This window comes from Kitasatospora sp. NBC_00240, from assembly GCF_026342405.1.
In the GTDB taxonomy this organism is placed as follows: Bacteria; Actinomycetota; Actinomycetes; order Streptomycetales; family Streptomycetaceae; genus Kitasatospora.
This window is the reverse complement of sequence record NZ_JAPEMU010000002.1, coordinates 315,395-329,805: the sequence shown is the minus strand read 5'-3', so window position 1 is coordinate 329,805 and position 14,411 is coordinate 315,395. Positions and strand designations below refer to the sequence as shown.

16 protein-coding genes and 1 pseudogene are annotated in these 14,411 nt (G+C 69.3%); 4 read left to right on the top strand and 13 right to left on the bottom strand.

Annotation, left to right across the window (positions count from 1 at the left end):
• Positions 1–15: 15 nt before the first annotated feature.
• From OG689_RS41275 to OG689_RS41245, 7 genes are all read right to left on the bottom strand, one after another.
• Positions 16–543, bottom strand: coding sequence for a DUF6879 family protein (locus tag OG689_RS41275; RefSeq protein WP_266328244.1), 528 nt, complete (start codon positions 541–543; stop codon positions 16–18).
• Positions 497–778 (bottom strand): hypothetical protein, encoded by a 282-nt coding sequence (locus tag OG689_RS41270; protein ID WP_266328242.1) that lies wholly within the window; start codon positions 776–778, stop codon positions 497–499. Before OG689_RS41270 ends, OG689_RS41275 begins: the two co-directional genes overlap by 47 nt.
• Positions 779–952: 174 nt before the next feature.
• On the bottom strand, positions 953–1,549 hold the full coding sequence (locus OG689_RS41265) for a GNAT family N-acetyltransferase (protein ID WP_266328240.1): 597 nt from the start codon (positions 1,547–1,549) through the stop codon (positions 953–955).
• 396 nt (positions 1,550–1,945) lie between these two features.
• Entirely contained in the window at positions 1,946–2,893 is a 948-nt protein-coding gene (locus tag OG689_RS41260) for a hypothetical protein (RefSeq protein WP_266328238.1), read from the bottom strand.
• A 76-nt stretch (positions 2,894–2,969) separates the two neighbouring features.
• Positions 2,970–3,125, bottom strand: coding sequence for a hypothetical protein (locus OG689_RS41255; protein ID WP_266328236.1), 156 nt, complete (start codon positions 3,123–3,125; stop codon positions 2,970–2,972).
• Positions 3,126–3,207: 82 nt separating this feature from the next.
• Positions 3,208–3,612, bottom strand: coding sequence for a hypothetical protein (locus tag OG689_RS41250; RefSeq protein ID WP_266328234.1), 405 nt, complete (start codon positions 3,610–3,612; stop codon positions 3,208–3,210).
• 252 nt (positions 3,613–3,864) lie between these two features.
• Entirely contained in the window at positions 3,865–4,422 is a 558-nt protein-coding gene (locus OG689_RS41245) for a hypothetical protein (protein ID WP_266328232.1), read from the bottom strand.
• A 647-nt stretch (positions 4,423–5,069) separates the two neighbouring features.
• On the opposite strand from OG689_RS41245, the gene OG689_RS41240 reads away from it, so the two are divergent.
• Entirely contained in the window at positions 5,070–5,273 is a 204-nt protein-coding gene (locus tag OG689_RS41240; protein WP_266328230.1) for a hypothetical protein, read from the top strand.
• 792 nt (positions 5,274–6,065) lie between these two features.
• Here OG689_RS41240 and OG689_RS41235 read toward each other — a convergent pair.
• The 3 genes from OG689_RS41235 to OG689_RS41225 form a co-directional block, all read right to left on the bottom strand.
• Positions 6,066–6,620 carry a hypothetical protein gene (locus tag OG689_RS41235; protein WP_266328228.1) on the bottom strand — a complete coding sequence of 185 codons (555 nt, stop codon included), beginning with the start codon at positions 6,618–6,620 and terminating at the stop codon, positions 6,066–6,068.
• 114 nt (positions 6,621–6,734) lie between these two features.
• Positions 6,735–6,995 (bottom strand): hypothetical protein, encoded by a 261-nt coding sequence (locus OG689_RS41230; protein ID WP_266328226.1) that lies wholly within the window; start codon positions 6,993–6,995, stop codon positions 6,735–6,737.
• 134 nt (positions 6,996–7,129) lie between these two features.
• A complete protein-coding gene (locus tag OG689_RS41225; protein WP_266328224.1) occupies positions 7,130–7,891 on the bottom strand; it encodes a hypothetical protein in 762 nt (253 codons plus the stop codon).
• Between the two features lie 286 nt (positions 7,892–8,177).
• Between OG689_RS41225 and OG689_RS41220 the strand changes: the two genes are divergently transcribed.
• From OG689_RS41220 to OG689_RS41210, 3 genes and pseudogenes are all read left to right on the top strand, one after another.
• Positions 8,178–8,420, top strand: coding sequence for a hypothetical protein (locus OG689_RS41220; protein ID WP_266328222.1), 243 nt, complete (start codon positions 8,178–8,180; stop codon positions 8,418–8,420).
• On the top strand, positions 8,417–9,001 hold the full coding sequence (locus OG689_RS41215) for a sigma-70 family RNA polymerase sigma factor (protein WP_266328221.1): 585 nt from the start codon (positions 8,417–8,419) through the stop codon (positions 8,999–9,001). The genes OG689_RS41220 and OG689_RS41215 overlap by 4 nt, the downstream gene beginning before the upstream one ends.
• A 14-nt stretch (positions 9,002–9,015) precedes the next feature.
• A pseudogene (locus tag OG689_RS41210) lies at positions 9,016–9,375 on the top strand (DUF742 domain-containing protein); the annotation flags it as partial.
• Between the two features lie 429 nt (positions 9,376–9,804).
• On the opposite strand, the gene OG689_RS41205 reads toward OG689_RS41210, so the two are convergent.
• The 3 genes from OG689_RS41205 to OG689_RS41195 all read right to left on the bottom strand — a co-directional run bounded on the left by OG689_RS41205 (position 9,805) and on the right by OG689_RS41195 (position 13,797).
• A complete protein-coding gene (locus OG689_RS41205) occupies positions 9,805–10,035 on the bottom strand; it encodes a hypothetical protein (RefSeq protein ID WP_266328219.1) in 231 nt (76 codons plus the stop codon).
• Between the two features lie 45 nt (positions 10,036–10,080).
• Positions 10,081–11,271: a hypothetical protein gene (locus OG689_RS41200; protein ID WP_266328217.1), complete on the bottom strand. Its 1,191-nt coding sequence runs from the start codon at positions 11,269–11,271 to the stop codon at positions 10,081–10,083.
• Between the two features lie 1,254 nt (positions 11,272–12,525).
• Positions 12,526–13,797: a hypothetical protein gene (locus tag OG689_RS41195; protein ID WP_266328215.1), complete on the bottom strand. Its 1,272-nt coding sequence runs from the start codon at positions 13,795–13,797 to the stop codon at positions 12,526–12,528.
• Positions 13,798–14,411: the final 614 nt, after the last annotated feature.

Here is a 14,411-nt window from a genome sequence, read left to right as displayed (position 1 = left end):
TGGTGGACGGATTGGTCAGACGTTGTACAGCTGGTGCGGGACGGCCCGTTCCCAGACCGCCTCGAACGCGTCGGTCACCATCTTCACCACGGCCGGATCCTCGGTGGTCTCGTGGCCGGCCCACTGGCCGTCACCGGTGAACCAGTGGAACAGGACCAGGCGCTCGTCCACCAGCCACAGGTCGTTGCCCGGCAGGGCGAGGCTGGAGGCCTTCGACCGGGGCAGCCAACGGACCTGCTCGCCGAGCGCGACGTTGTGCCGCTCGGTGATCGCGTGCTCCCACCGGATGTAGGCGGTCACCGGCTCCGAGACGATCCTCGCCCGGCGCATCACCACCCCGCGCCCGACGGTCTCCCGCACCAAGGCCGCCCAGGCCGTGTACTCCTCGGGCAGGTCGTACGCCTCGGGCCGCCCGACCGGAAGGCCGGCCCGCCAGTCGGCGAACACCGGGTCGTCCATGTAGGAGTCGCGCATCTCCAGGTGGCAGGCGGAACGCTCAGCCTTCCTCAGCAGGGCGCCAAAGTCCGGCACGCTCGGCTTCATCGCACACCTTTCGCAGAAACGGGATCATCCGGACCGGGAGCCGGACGACGCCCTCGTGGTCCGGGACGCCGGTGGCGTGGCCCTGGACCCACTCGGTCTCGCTGATCACGCGGTACATCTCCATGTCGGGCAGCCAGCCCTGCACGACGATCTCCGCCTTCTCGTCCTCCAACCACACCGTCGGCGAACCACCGTTGGGCGTGTTGGGGTCGATACCCCTGAACCGTAGTGCCACGACCACTCCCTCTGCCAAGACAGTTGCGAGTCCTTGCGCCCATCACCGTTCCGCGACGCTGACAGGCCGTCAAGAGCGCGCGGAGGCACCCAGGCGGCGGCACGCGCTCCGCGTCCGCTACGGGCGCCGGTGGTGGCCTTCGTTCGTGGATGGGGTGCGGGCCGCGGTGTGGTGCTAGCGGCGCCAGCGGAAGAACAGCCGCTCACCGGCGATGCCTTCGACGCCGTAGGGCAGGCCGAGACGCTCGGCCATGCTCAGGCCTTCGCCGTCGGCGAGCGGGGTGAAGCCGCCGGCGCGGTAGAAGTTCTCCAGGTGCGCGGAGTCGGTGCTGAACTGGCCGTAGAGGAGCGGGAACTGCAGCTGCTGGTAGACCTGTACGGCGCGCTTGAGGAGCTGGGTCCCCCAACCTGCGCCGCGGGCTGTCTCCTCGACGGCCAGGCCGCCGATCTTCGCGATGGCGATGGCCGGGAGCAGCGCTTCCCCGGGGTTGGCACTCTTCTGGAGGAGCCGGGAAATGAGCGGGGCCGGCGGGTGGGCGACCAGGGCTCCGACCACGCGGGCCGTGGAGTCTTCGGCGACCAGGGCAAGGGCCAGCGGCGGCATGCCGTCAGCGAAGCTGGCACCCGCGAGCGCGGCGACGGCGCCTTCCATCAGCGCCTCGGGGCCGCTGTCCAGGGCGGTCCGCAGGGCTGCGGAGATGGACGACGCCTCGATGGCCTTGCCGTACCGGGCGTCCAGTTCCACGTCAGCCAGCTTCAGCAGCGCAGCCACCGCCTCACCGTCTCCCGGCCCGGCAAGCCTCAACCGCCCGCCGTCCGGCCCGGACCAACCGGCCGTCAGCCGCTTGCCGGTCACCCGCTGCGGCGGGGTAGAACCACCGCGCGTCTTCGTCGCTCGCTTCGCCATGCGAGCACCGTAGCCACCCGCGTACGTTCCGTGCCGGTCCTTTGGGAAAGCCGCCCGGCTCTCAGCCGCGGCCTGACCGAAACGCGGCATCGGGCCGACGGTCCCGAGGCGGGAACGTCCAGTCCCGGGACCACCGGCTCGGTCAGGAGTTGCGGATCTTGCCGTCGGTGACCATGCCGCCGATGTAGCCGGGCCAGTCCCGCTCCATCGTCTGCTGCACGAACGTCCGCGCCGCCTCCCGGGCCTGCGGGGTGACCTGCGCTACGCCCGGCGGATCGCCCCAGAGCTGAAGTACTGGACCAGCACTGCGGCGAGGTGGACGGCAGCCACCGCCTCCGCCTGGGTCTCCTTGCGGGTGGGGCGCTGCTTGCCATGCCGGCTGGTCTGGCCGTCCCAGAGCTGCAGCATCATCCGGCGCACCATCTCGATGCCGTCCTGCGGGTCGGCACCCTCGATCTCGAAGACCAGCTTGTGCGCAATCTTCGGCAGCTCGCCGAGCATCGTGCCGAGCGTCGCCCGGTCGCGCTTGGGGTCCAAGGTGGCGTGAGCCGCCGACTCCACCGCCTTGATCGCCTCGCTGTAGGCCTTCACCGGGTCCGGGACGAGGGCGTACGCCTGGGTGATCGCCTCGTGCAGGTGCTCCGAAGCGGACCCCCGTTCCGGCCGGTCCGCGCTGTCGAGCGAGGCCTTCAGCGTCCGGGCGACAGCCGGGTCGACGCGCGCCACCAGGGCGCGGCCGTCGGAGCGGACCGTGTAGCGCGAGCACGCGTCATCGAGCAGCCGCTGCAACGGCTTGCGGCTCACGATGTGCTGCTGGGCCTGGGCCGCATATATCCCGGCCGCCAGGGTCCGCAGCGCACCGGGCTTCGACATGTCACCTGCCGGCGGGCCCGGCCGGGCGGGAACGACGGTCGGCATCGGGAGGGGCAACAGGTCCAGCAGGGCGTCGATCGCCTCCAGCAGCTGCTCCGTCGGCGTCCAGTAGGCGAGGCGCTCCGGGTGGTCGACGTCGCTTTGGTCGAAGCCGTCTTCCGTATCCAGGACCAGGTCGCAGCGGATCGCGACCCTCTGCCACACGTCCTCGCCGTGGCGCAGCACAGCGGCGTGCAGCCACTCCCGCAACCGGGTCTCCAGTGCGGCGGAGACGTCCTCTCGCAGGGGAGCGGTTCCGCCGTCGCGGTAGGGCAGAGGAGTCCACGCAATCGTCACCCCGTCACCGTAGAGGTTCAGCCCACCGTGTAGCACGGGCATTTGACACCGGCCACCATGGCGGTGATGCGGGAGATCAGTCGGAGCAGGCTTGCTCGGCCTCCCAAAGGTCGGCGAGTTCCTTCCAGCCGTTGGGTGGCGGCCACGGCACGCCCCGCTCCACGAGGTGCGCCCGGGTCCAACCGCTGGCGGGGGTACGGACGGCTTCGAGCCCATCAGGTGAGGGAGTCACGATCCGATGGTGCCCGCCGAGGCTGTAAGGGGGCACCCGGCCGTGCGACCGGGCGCCCTCCTTCTCGCCTTTGGTTCGCGAGTCAGGCGTTGACCAACTTGTCGCTCTGCTTCAGTGCGGCCTGGGTGCAGCGAATGAATGTGCCGAAGTCGTCGGCGGGAACCAGTGAGGGCAGGATCCGCAGGAGGTGCCATGCCTCCGTAATCTCGGCGGAGACATCGAGCTTGTACGGCCCCGTGCCGAGGGCGTTGTGGATATTGCGGCCCAGGTAGTCGGTGAAGTCCCAGCTGATCGACCCATTGGGGCGCGTGGACTGATCGACCGCTTCGACCGCGGCCTGGAGGATGGAGGCGAAGTCAGACGCGGGGAGAAGGCCGGCGACGAGCGTCACAACGTTGGTTGCCGTTGCATATGGCTGGGGCGGTGTGATGGCGAACCGCTCTCGGGCGAGGTCACGGAGGGCGGTCTCGTAGGTGGTGGTTTGCATGGAGTCAGAAAGCCATGATGCCCGGCGCCTGCTCGCGGTGGCTCGCCGAGCTGAGCACAAGTCAGACAAGCAGGGCGGGGGACAAAAAAGCGCACCCGACTGGAGAGCCGAGTGCCGTTCACTGGGACAGGCCGTGGGGTGGCCTTCGTGGCCTGCGCAGTGGGTTGATCAGCTTGTCTCCGTGGCCTGCTGAATTCGCCGGAGGATCCCCGATGCGGTCTTCTTCATGTCCGCGAGCAGGGCTTCGGCGGCCTACGAGTCTGCTTCCCTGGCAGCGGAGTGGGTCGCCGGCGCGAGCGCGGCATAGGAGTTCTGCGGGCCCTTGAGGGCGACACGCCAGTCCCTAATCGGGTCGGGAGCTGATTCGGTGCTCGCCTTGTCGTTCTTACCGGGCGCAGGCGTGGTCTTCTCGAACTCGGGCATCAGCTTGAGCTCAATGGCGGCTGCCTTCAAGTTGGCGACCGTAGGCTTCTTGCCTTCGCCCTCGATGAGTTCAACGACCGCCCTGGCGTCGTCGGGCTTGTGGGTCCAGGAGCGGCGCCAGGAAGACCGCTTGAGACTCGTTGGGACCGTGTCCAAAATTTTAGACACGATGACCTTCGTCATCGCCTGGGCGCTTTGCATCAGCTGGTAGGCCCGGGACCGGACGCCGATCTCCGCTGCGGCGACGTACTCCTCGAAGGTCGCGTAGCCGGCGACGGTGTGGAGCTTGCGTGCCTGGACGTACCTCAGGGCAGTGCCCATCTCGATGACGTACCGGGCGCGGACGGCGAGGCTGCCGGTGTCGTGCGCGGTCTGCGCCTCGGCCATCGACTCTTCCAGCCGCTGGAGCTGCTGCTCGTCGCTGAGGCCCTCCAGGTCGGCGTCACCGATCGGGCTCGCACGGACTGCGGAAGCGGGGCCGGGCGGCCGGGCTGTGTACGGACTCGGCCGCCCGGGAGCGGCGGCTGCCCGGCACGACTACGGGGACGACCTGGTCGGCGCGGTAGCGTGTCCGCGGTGCTTCTCCGATCGACATCCCACCCCGATCGGAGGAGCCAGTACAGGGCCCCAGACAGGACAATCGAGTGGAAACGAGTGGCGAGGAACCCGCACTCACAGTGCTGTGCCCCCATTGCAAAGCCTTGCCCGGAATCATGTGTGGCGGCCGCAGCACCGTCCATCCCGTACGGCGCGGCGCAGCCCGAAGCGGTCCGCAGATCCCGCCGCTCCACGAGCCTACCGTTCCCGCGCACGTCGTCCGCGCGCCGTGGGACGGCTACGCCGGACCCGACGACGCTCCGCAGTGGGACGACGACTTCAGCAGACCCGGCCCCACCGAGCTGCGCGCCTCAGCCCTGGGGCCCGGCGAGCACGAGGTCATGTGCTGCGCCGCACTACGAAACGCGGACGGCTGCCCCGTCTGCGACCGGGCCTGCTGGCTGTGCGACGCGCGCGCGGGCCGCGCATGCCGCCGTATGCCGTCGACCCGACGGATCGCCGGCGTCGCCCACGTCGCACGCCTGTGGGACCTCGACTGGGCGGAGACAGAGGACTACTTCGACGCGATGACCCGCCCCTGCCCCCACTGCCATGCCCAGCCCGAGCAGTTGTGCCACACCGTCCCCCGCACCGACACCCGCGCCCACCTCTCCAGACGCCCCCACCGGCAACGCCGCTGAGACTGCACCGGGCCCACGTTCCGGAGCAGGCCACCTGTCGGCGGTGGCGAGCTGCTCACGGCCGCCGCAATCACGACTGCGCCCGCTGTGAGCGGTCATTCGAGCCCCACCCGCTGCCCGGACTGCGGCGGCGCCCGGATCTACGGATCGACCGGGGGCGCCGGCAGCGCGGGCGAGGTCGTCGCCCGTCGGCGGCGGAGCGCCCGGGCCTGGGGTGCCCGCAGAAGACCGCGCCCGCATCCAGCGCCTGATCCGCGAGGCCGCCGAGTCGCTCAAGGCCCCGCACCCCGACGAGAATGGGCAGGTCGCCGCCGTCAGCCGCGATCTGCTGCAGGCTCCGGCCCGCAGCGCCGAACTCCACCGGAGCGGGCCGCACCCGGGCCGGCCCGCCCTCGCTCTCACGACCGTCCAGCGAAACACCGTCCACATCGTCCTCCTCGTCATCGGCGCTCGGCGGGCAACACACCCGCCCCCACCCTGTCATCCATTGCACGGCCCGAAACAAGAACAGACCGACAAAACTCCCCCGAACACCCAACTCCCCCGGCACCCGGCACCCGGACCAACCACGCCCCGCATACCCGACACCCCCCGGACCCGACGGCCGCGCCACCACCCCGCAACCCGCACCGCGAACCTATCCGAGGACACCGACAACAACCACGCAACGCCCAGCAGACCACAGGGCAACGGGCGCAACACCCCCGGCAGGCACGCAGGACATAAGCGACACCCGACGCAACAGGCCAGCACCGACACGCCCCCCAGCGGCGGCACAGCGGGGCCCAGGCGTCAGGCCGTCGTACGTGTCCAGGTGTTGAACCTGGCGACCCATTGCCGGACAGCGGCTTCGTCCCGCTTGTTCGCCTGCGCAAGGACCTGGGCTCCGCTCGGGTCCGTCAGGACAACGAAAATCGTCCGGTCGTCGACCTGCTTCTTCGCCGCCACAGCGGCGAGAGCGGCCCCCAGCGGTCCGCCGAGGGCCGCGCCGGCAACGACACGGGTCGCCGTCGCACGGTGGACGACGCTGCCGGCGGACTCCACCGTGGCGACCGTGCCGGCCAGCTCCAACGGCTCCTGGTCAACGGCGAACACCCGACCATCGGTGACCCTCAACCCGAGCAGACTCCGCCCGAGGACCGGAATCGACCGTTTCACCTCTGCCTGCTGCGCCTGCTGCTTGCGCCCCTCGGGCGAGGTACCGACCAGGATCATGCCGGCGAACAAAAGGACCATCCCCGGCCACCCGATACCGCCTCCGGCCCAGATCGCGGCTATGCACATGAGCAGCCCCACCGAGGCAGCCCCGACGCCCGCGGATTCGCGGCGGGAGCCGACCGACGACAACGGGCGCTTGTTCGAATTTGACATGAGACCTGAGGCCTTTCGAAGAAGGGCAGGCACACACCCCACCACCCTGACCGGACACGGTGATCACTGCGTGCAGGGCTGGCTGCCGGGTCAGGAGTCGCCAGGGTGGGGGAAGACTTCGCGGTGGGCGGGGACAGCGTCGGCCGAAAGGGCGGCACCGCCCAGGCCCAGGCGGCGGCCGGCCGACGGCTGGGCGCACTGGGGTGCGTCGTCCTCGTCGGCGGGGGCGGGCGGTTCCCGGAAGGGGGCGCGCTCCACCGGCAGCAGCCGCTCCCCGTCCTCGGCGGGCCGCGGGGCGTGGGCGGTGGACGAGGAGAACGGGCTGTGCAGCGCACGACGGTCGGCAGACATCCCGTCAGTCTCCCAGCCGGAGCCGCTCATCTTCACCAGCAGCCGCCGTGGCCGTGCAGGATCGCAGGCCGCACTACGGCGAGCCCGCCCGGCAACATCGGCCCGCAGGCCGCACTGGATCTCCTACGGTCGCCTCATTCGTTCGAGCCCTCGGAAGACTGACACTCCTCCCGCTCCTCCCGCCCCTCCCGCTCGCGACGATGCTCGGCTCGGATCGCCTCACTGTTGGCCTGCCCGTACTTGCTCGCCAGCTCTTCGACCTTGTCGGCAATCTCCCCAAGGCTGCTTTCGATGCGCTGGTGAGGGCGTTCGCCTACCAACGCTTCCGCGAGCACCTGCAGATCAATCCTGTAGGTCAACTGCTCCACCGGGCCGGCCGGCCCGGTCGCGTCCACGGTGACATCGAACTCCATGGGCAAGTTGCCTGCATCCCACCGCTGGTGGGTGTCGAACGGGTACACCAGGCGGCGTCCCGGGGGCAGCATCGAAATAGGGCGTGAGAGGGCATTCCGGACGCGAGGCGTGAGCTGGGGAAGGCTGGACTCCAGTTCCGGCGTGAACCGGATGCGCACGTCTCGGGCCATGGTGGGCCCGGAGTTGTGAACGATCAGCGCCACAAGCCCTGTCCCTGGCTGGTCGACGGCGAGGTCGACGACGACATAGGGCTCGTTCTGCTCCCGGTGGACCCGCTGAGCCAGCGCCAGCTGTTCACGATGCACGCGTTCCGCCTGCCGCAGCTGCTCACGGGCGATCCGGACCTGCTCCTCGGCGGCCTGGGCCTGCCGATCGGAGTGCTTCGCCGACTTGGAGGCCGTCCAGGCCTGCTGCACGCTGATCCCTGCCGCGCCCAGGGCAACAACTCCGGAGGCCAGGGCAATCCACTCCGCCGCATGCATGCCTTCTCCTACCTGTCGCCACTGTTGCCAGGATCCTTGCAGACTCGACAAGGAGGCGACGGGTACGCGTAGGGGTGGACCCCGGCCGTTGCGCTGCGCATCGCGCACCTGGGCGCTCGCGGGCGGCGGGCGCGGGGCGGTCTGGTGGGAAGAACGGGTGCGCATGAGCGACTATGCAGCGGTGCCCTGAAAAGAATCTTCTCGTCCCGGTACACGGTGACGCCGTATCGAGCCTCTCAGCTATAGACGGGGCGTGAAGGCCCCGCTTCGAGGGAGGGGAACCTCAATGAGTACGGCAACCGTTGTGGTGAGCATCGTGTCGATCGTCACCGGCAAGGTTTGCGTGCTGATCGGCCTGTGGCTGCGTCTGCGGTGGCGAACCCGGCACGAGCAGGTCCAGCGCCGACACCTTGCTTCGGTAACCGGATCGATCGCCGAGGACGGGAAGGTGGAGATCGTGGAGCACCGGCCCGACGGGCACAGCATCCACATCCAGGTTGTCCGCGGCCAGCAGAGGGACGCGACGTGACTGTCCACGATCCGGCGGGGGACGCTGACCCACTCGCCAAGCAGGCCGATGCCCGACCGGTGGGCGATGACCACCGTGCTGGCGAGCACGCCGAAACAGTCAAGGCGTTCTCGGCCTTCTACCGGGCGAAAATCAAACTGCTGACCGGGTATCTGATCACCCTTGGCGCGCCCCCGGCCCTGGCCGCCGAATTCGCTCAGGACTGCATGCTGGAGTTGCTGAAGCGGTGGACCACCGTCCCCTACCCCCGGGCCTACGTCTACAAAATCGCAGGCCAGATGTGGGCCCGCAGGTTCGCGCGGGTGAGTCTGGAGGAGCCCGTCGAAGAATTGCCGGAGCCGACCAGTCTGGTACCACGCCCCGATGCCCTCGCCGAGTTCGAGACCCGGCACGACGTGGTGCGGGCCCTGCGTGAGCTCCCGCCCCGCCAGCGGCAGGTCCTGGCTCTGACCCTCCAGGAGTTCACCCCGACCGAGATCGCGGAGCAGCTGGATCTGGACCCGGCGACAGTGCGGGCCCACCTGTGGCGGGCCCGGCGAGCGGTGAGCGCACGCGTCGAGGGAAGTGGGGGCAAGCCGTGAACAGCGAGCAGCGCATGTCCTACGACGAGGCGGCCGCCCAGACGGACGCCGCCTGGCCCACGGAGTCGCAGCGCCCGTTCGTGTTCGTCGGCGGGCGTGGGCGCCCTCGTCACCAACTGGCCATCGAGGCGCTGGTCACGAGCACGGCGGATCCGGAGCATGTCCCCTCGTTGCTCCCCGAGCTGCAGCGCATCTACGAGCTGTGCCGTGAGACCAAGTCGGTGGCCGAGGTGTCGGCGCTGCTCTCGCTGCCGCTCGGGGTAGCTTGCATTATCATCGCCGACCTCGCGGAACTCGACCTGGTGACCATTCACGGTTCGGGCGAGGACCGGCCGGACGTGCCACTGCTGAAGAGGGTCCTCCGCGGCCTTCGCGACGAGCCCACGGACCACCCGCCGGACGACGCCTATCGTGCCCCCACCGGGGATCTGCAGCTGCTCGCCGACGGCCTGAAGAGGGTCGTAGACGACCTCGATCAGATCCTGGACACCGAAGGCGGTCTGCGCGAAGTACTGCTCCAGGCGCATCACGACGCCGCTGTCCGCGATCTCGACACCATGATGGACGTCGAAGCCGGCCTGCGCGAAGTCCTCGGTGAGCACGGCGATTCCGACCAGGGCCGGCCCTGACCCCCGCCCTGCCAGCCACGCCCGATCCGGCCCCCGCCGGAGCGGGCACCCCCTTGTGGCAGTACGGACGGCCACGCACTGGCCTTTACGGGAGTGCGGGTGCGTACGCGCTGCGGCTTGTGCGGGAGTGCGCAGCCGTCCGTACTCCCGCAACAGCGGCGCTGCGGGGCCGGGTCAGTGCGCGGCGTCGGCGGCCGGGAAGGCAGCGCCGCCCGGACCGAGGGGCCAGCGCCCGGCCGGCGGCTGGGCGGCCTGCGGTGCCTGGTCCTCGTCGGCGGGGGCGGGCGGCTCCCGGAAGGAAGCGCGCTCCACCGGCAGCAGCCGCTCCCCGTCCTCGGCGGGCAGCGGTGCGTCGACGGGGGAGGAGGAGGACGGGCTGTGCAGTGCGCGACGATCAGAACTCATGGTGATCAGTCTTCCCAGCTGCCGCCTGACTGGCCTGCCGACCCGTCAGACGGTGGGCTTCTGGGCGGGTACCACGGCACTGGGCGCCTCTGCCGCCGGAACGCCGGGAGTCTGCGTCCCGGTGGAGGCCGGGCGGGCGGCCAGGATCTGCTCCTGCAGGGAGGCGAAGGCGCGGTCGGCGTAGGCACGGATGCTGTCCCACGCCGTCCCGTAGTCGCGGACGGGGAAGGCGAGGCCGAGACTCTGGTAGGCCTCCAGCAGGCTGGCGCCGGGCTTGGTGTGGATGTTGGAGTTCCGCAGAACCCGGATCTGGTCGAGTGTGTGCACCGCCCGCTCGACGGCGGCTCGGTCGATCCCCGGCAGCACCTCCTTGAGGTGGTCGGTGATCCGGCCGAGCGCGTGCGGCGGGTTCCTCTTCGGGATGTCGAGCTGTCCGAGGAGTTCGGCGAGGGCCGCGAGGCCGGCCAGGAACTCGTCCTCGGTCGCCACGTCCAGGACCAGGAGGCCCGAGCGGTCCAGCGGCGGGCGCTTGACCAGCGGGCGCCCGATGACCAGCTCGCAGGTCACGTCGAAGAAGCCGATCGAGCGCACCAGGGCTCGGGGGTCGGTGTAGGTCAGCTCAGCGGGGTGGTCCGCAGGGGTGAGGGCGGCGACCACCGCGGCGAGGTAGTCCTCCACGGTGTCGAAGTCCGCGTCCGGCAGAAGTCCCAGCCTGCCGTTCCCATTGCCGCCCTCCGCGTAGTTGAAGCGCATGCCGGGCCATTCATAGTTCGCGACGCGGGCGAGAGCGACCCAGGGGGTGAGCCCGTGATCCGCGTCAGGCTGCTCGGCCATCACGGTCTTGCGGAGTTCCAGCTTCGGGCCGGGGCCGGCGTAGGTGAAGGGGTCCCGGAGGACCCATTCCTGTGCCTTCGTCATGGCCCGCATGTAGTCCAGCAGCGTGCTGGTGATCTTCGCCGCCCTGGGGTCCTGGACGTGGCGCAGTCCGGCGAGCGTCAGCCAGACCGGGCCTTCCAAGGGGCGCGGAAAGTTCGCGTTCGCCGCCCGGTACTCGATGTTCCCCTCGGACAGCACCGGGAAGCTGCTCAGCACCACCTCGGCGTTGTAGCCGGCGCGCCGCATCACGAACTCGATGTAGCGGAACGACGGGAACTTCTGGACCTCGGCGAACTTCTCCCAGACGGTGTCCACCAGCAACTGCTGCGGCTCGTCCAGCGGGTCCAGGAAGCTGTTCACACCATCTCCTACGTCGCATCAGGAGGGCGAGCGTACTGCGGCCCCGAACCGGACCGCACACAAATATGACTGGCGGTGGTGCCCGGGTTCAACGGGGAGTCGGGGCGGCGTGTCGCGGCGCCGCGGGGTGGTGGAGCGGGCGAGGGCAGCAGGGTATCGGCATGTCCGAGCGTCGAAACCGTCGTCGTAGCCGTGCCCGGGCGCTCGCCAGCTCATGCGCTGGAGCCGAAGGAACACTCTGCACCCTAGAATCAACGACACAGTTGTAAAGTGAGGGGGCTTGTGTGGACAACTCGTCGATACGAGAGAGTACTTCGTGGTGGCCCCCTCAGGGAGTATTGCGGAGCCGGCGCCGGCTCGTCGTCGGGCTTGGCGGCGTGCTGACGATCTTCGGTATTGGTCTCCTGGCCTTCCATGTCCTCTCAGGGACTGACTCGGATTCGGCGAAGTTGGATGCCGTCCGGCATCGACTTACGACTTGCAACTTGGCCAGTACGCTGAGCCTTCACTTGAGTGCAGCCCACATTGATGGCACAGACCGCACAGGCAACACCGTGGTTGCTGTGCCCTACACCGTTCTGATGGAGCCCACTGAGCTCCGAGTAGCCGTCTTCCATGACGACTCAGACGGCTGGATTGTGACTACCGATGATGTGAGCCAACTTGTGTGGGGTTGCTTTGGGAGCGACAAGAATCTCGCGCAGTACCCTCCTCGCTGAGAACCTAACGGCGCCTGGCTTGGGCGGGACTGGCCGCTCGGCAACCTCGCCAGGCCGGCGTCGTGAGCGAGATCGCAGGCCAGAACAATCTCCAGGTGTGGCGGCTCGGGCGGCCGCACCAGTTCGACAACCCACGTCTCCCAGGCGACCGGCCCACCCCGGGCGATGAGAGCGCCGCGCCGCGGCCACCCGTCCTCAGCGGCGTCGGACGCGCGGTGCTCGAACTCCGAGGGCCAGAAGGTCAACGCGGGTTCGAATGTGTCCAGGCGCCGGCGGGCATGGCCTTCGGGGCACGGTCGCGGTGGGCAGCCTGGAGAGTGGCAATCGCGGCCAGAGCGGAGGGATGGAGGACGACCTGGTCGTGACGCGGCTCGCGAACGAAGTGGTCCGGTTGGCCGGGACCGCCGCGGATGCCGGCCTCGACCCAGCCGACCACCCTTGCGTTCAGACAAGCGAGGCAGGCATAGACGCACGATGGTCAGTGGCGGTCCAAGGCCTTGAAGTCCGCCGCGTGAAGCAGCGGTCGCTGGCCGGGCTACTCGCTCCGCTTCCGCACGGCGGACGTACCGGAAGCCCGGAGGCGTTGGTTCTGCGATGCCAGAAAGGTGGTGGGTTCCCAGTTACAGAGCAGCCACTCACCCTCCCACGGGTCGGGCACGGGAGAGCCGGTCTCGTCCTCGCGAATCCATCGAAGTTCGGCTTCGGCCGGATCGTGGCCGGCGAAGCGCAGGGCGACTCTGAGAGTGAGGGCCGCTGCCATGCCGTGTTCGATGCGGAGAATCTCGAACGAGGTGAGAGCGAAACCCTCGTAGGAGTGCCGGATACGAAGAGGGGCGGCGTTGGCATGCTTCGCCCGCACCGCACGTGTCACCAGTTGGCTGATGCCTCCGTAGTTTCGCCGCGCCCAGAAGGTGAGCAGCCGGTGTGCCCGCTCGGTGACCGGGTGCGCCGCGAAGTCAGGGTCGGCGGGCAGGAGCAGTCGGGGGTTCCACTGCGTCGCGACACGATCGATCTTGGCCTGTTCGGCGGAGCGGGCGGCCACGCTGGCCAGGTCCTTAAGGACGGAGGACCATGTCGGCGGCGTGACCTGAGCTTGCAGCTTCTCTCTCTCGCGTGCTCGCGCCCAGTCCGCCACAGCGAAGAGCCGGTTCCAAGCCTTGGTGGCGACGATGATGTTGTCGAAGTCGAGGATGCTGCCGTGCACGATGCCGTTGCGGTAGAGCTCGTACACCGGCTTCTCATTGGTTGCGCTGCGCCCCTTGGTAAAGGTCTTGTGGGCGTTGGCCAGCCCCATGTGGTGGCCGACGACGCTGTCCCAGGCACCCATTTCCTCGGGCTGTCGGGTATGCAGTCCGCGGCGAACGATCTCGAACTCGTTGACGAATCCGTCCATGACCGCGAGCAGGACCAGCACACAGGAGTAGTACCGGCCAGCGAAGTAGTCTTCCTTCGCCTTGTCGATGAGCCCGGAGCGCTTCCGCATCGCCGGAAGCTTCCTGAGGGAGTTCACCATAAAGAAAAGGCGGTTATGGTCGTTGTGATACTCGATCAGCATCGCCTCGGCGCGCTCGGCGTCCTGCACGGAGTCAAGGATCGCGGCCACGGCCTGTACCGACATCATGTCGTGGAACACCCAGTTCCGACCACCCAGCAGTATATAGAACCGGTCGACCGTGTCTGCGATCTCGCGAACCTGCCGCTGCATCTCCTTCACGTCGCGACCCTTCCGCGGAAGCACCCGGCACAGTGCGAGCTGCTGGCGCAGTTGCACGAACGACGGCAGGTCATGCGCAGATTCGTAGGTCATGCCTGATGGTAGGACGGCACACTGACAAGCCCGAACGAGTTTCCGCCCTCCTGCAGCTCGTGCCACGGCGCGCCGCCAGTCACGTAGATCTGCCCCGTACCTGGCCCGGCCGCGAGGACCGCGTCCAGGATCTCCCCGGCGACTCCGGACGGCGGCACGAACGGACCGAGGTCATTCAGTGCAGTGGGGACCTCCGCCGTACCCGGGTCCTACGCGTGCCCGTCGACCTGGTGGTGCCGGAGGCCGCGCCGCAGGACCGTACGGCCGGACCCGGAGCGGCCCCGTACGGCGCTGCCGGAAGTGGGCGCCGCCGTTGGGACCGGAGAGGGCGCCTCGGTGGCCTCCGGGGGCCGCTGCGCGGTCGTGGTCAGCCGTGATGTGCGGGAAGGCGGCGGCGTGATCATGTGGACCTGGCACGCCCCGAGGTGTCCGGTCTGGTCGGCCCGCTGACCTTGCAGCTGGCCCTGCCGCCGGCCGACGGCGTCCGGGGTCGCCGGCGAGTGCCGGGCTGCACGGGGGCAGGTCCCGGATGCGCCTGCGGTCCAGGACCTGCGATGAACGGCTCCACCGGAACCCCCGGCGGCCACTCCTCCGGTCCCGTACCCGCCCCGTGC

Excerpts from the sequence above, each read along its gene's own strand:
- OG689_RS41220 (WP_266328222.1), top strand. The coding sequence starts at position 8,178 with ATGAGTACGGCAACCGTTGTGGTGAGCATCGTGTCGATCGTCACCGGC.
- OG689_RS41225 (WP_266328224.1), bottom strand. The coding sequence starts at position 7,891 with ATGCATGCGGCGGAGTGGATTGCCCTGGCCTCCGGAGTTGTTGCCCTG.
- OG689_RS41250 (WP_266328234.1), bottom strand. The coding sequence starts at position 3,612 with ATGCAAACCACCACCTACGAGACCGCCCTCCGTGACCTCGCCCGAGAG.
- OG689_RS41245 (WP_266328232.1), bottom strand. The coding sequence starts at position 4,422 with ATGGCCGAGGCGCAGACCGCGCACGACACCGGCAGCCTCGCCGTCCGC.
- OG689_RS41275 (WP_266328244.1), bottom strand. The coding sequence starts at position 543 with ATGAAGCCGAGCGTGCCGGACTTTGGCGCCCTGCTGAGGAAGGCTGAG.
- OG689_RS41195 (WP_266328215.1), bottom strand. The coding sequence starts at position 13,797 with ATGACCTACGAATCTGCGCATGACCTGCCGTCGTTCGTGCAACTGCGC.
- OG689_RS41230 (WP_266328226.1), bottom strand. The coding sequence starts at position 6,995 with ATGTCTGCCGACCGTCGTGCGCTGCACAGCCCGTTCTCCTCGTCCACC.
- OG689_RS41205 (WP_266328219.1), bottom strand. The coding sequence starts at position 10,035 with ATGAGTTCTGATCGTCGCGCACTGCACAGCCCGTCCTCCTCCTCCCCC.
- OG689_RS41240 (WP_266328230.1), top strand. The coding sequence starts at position 5,070 with ATGCCGTCGACCCGACGGATCGCCGGCGTCGCCCACGTCGCACGCCTG.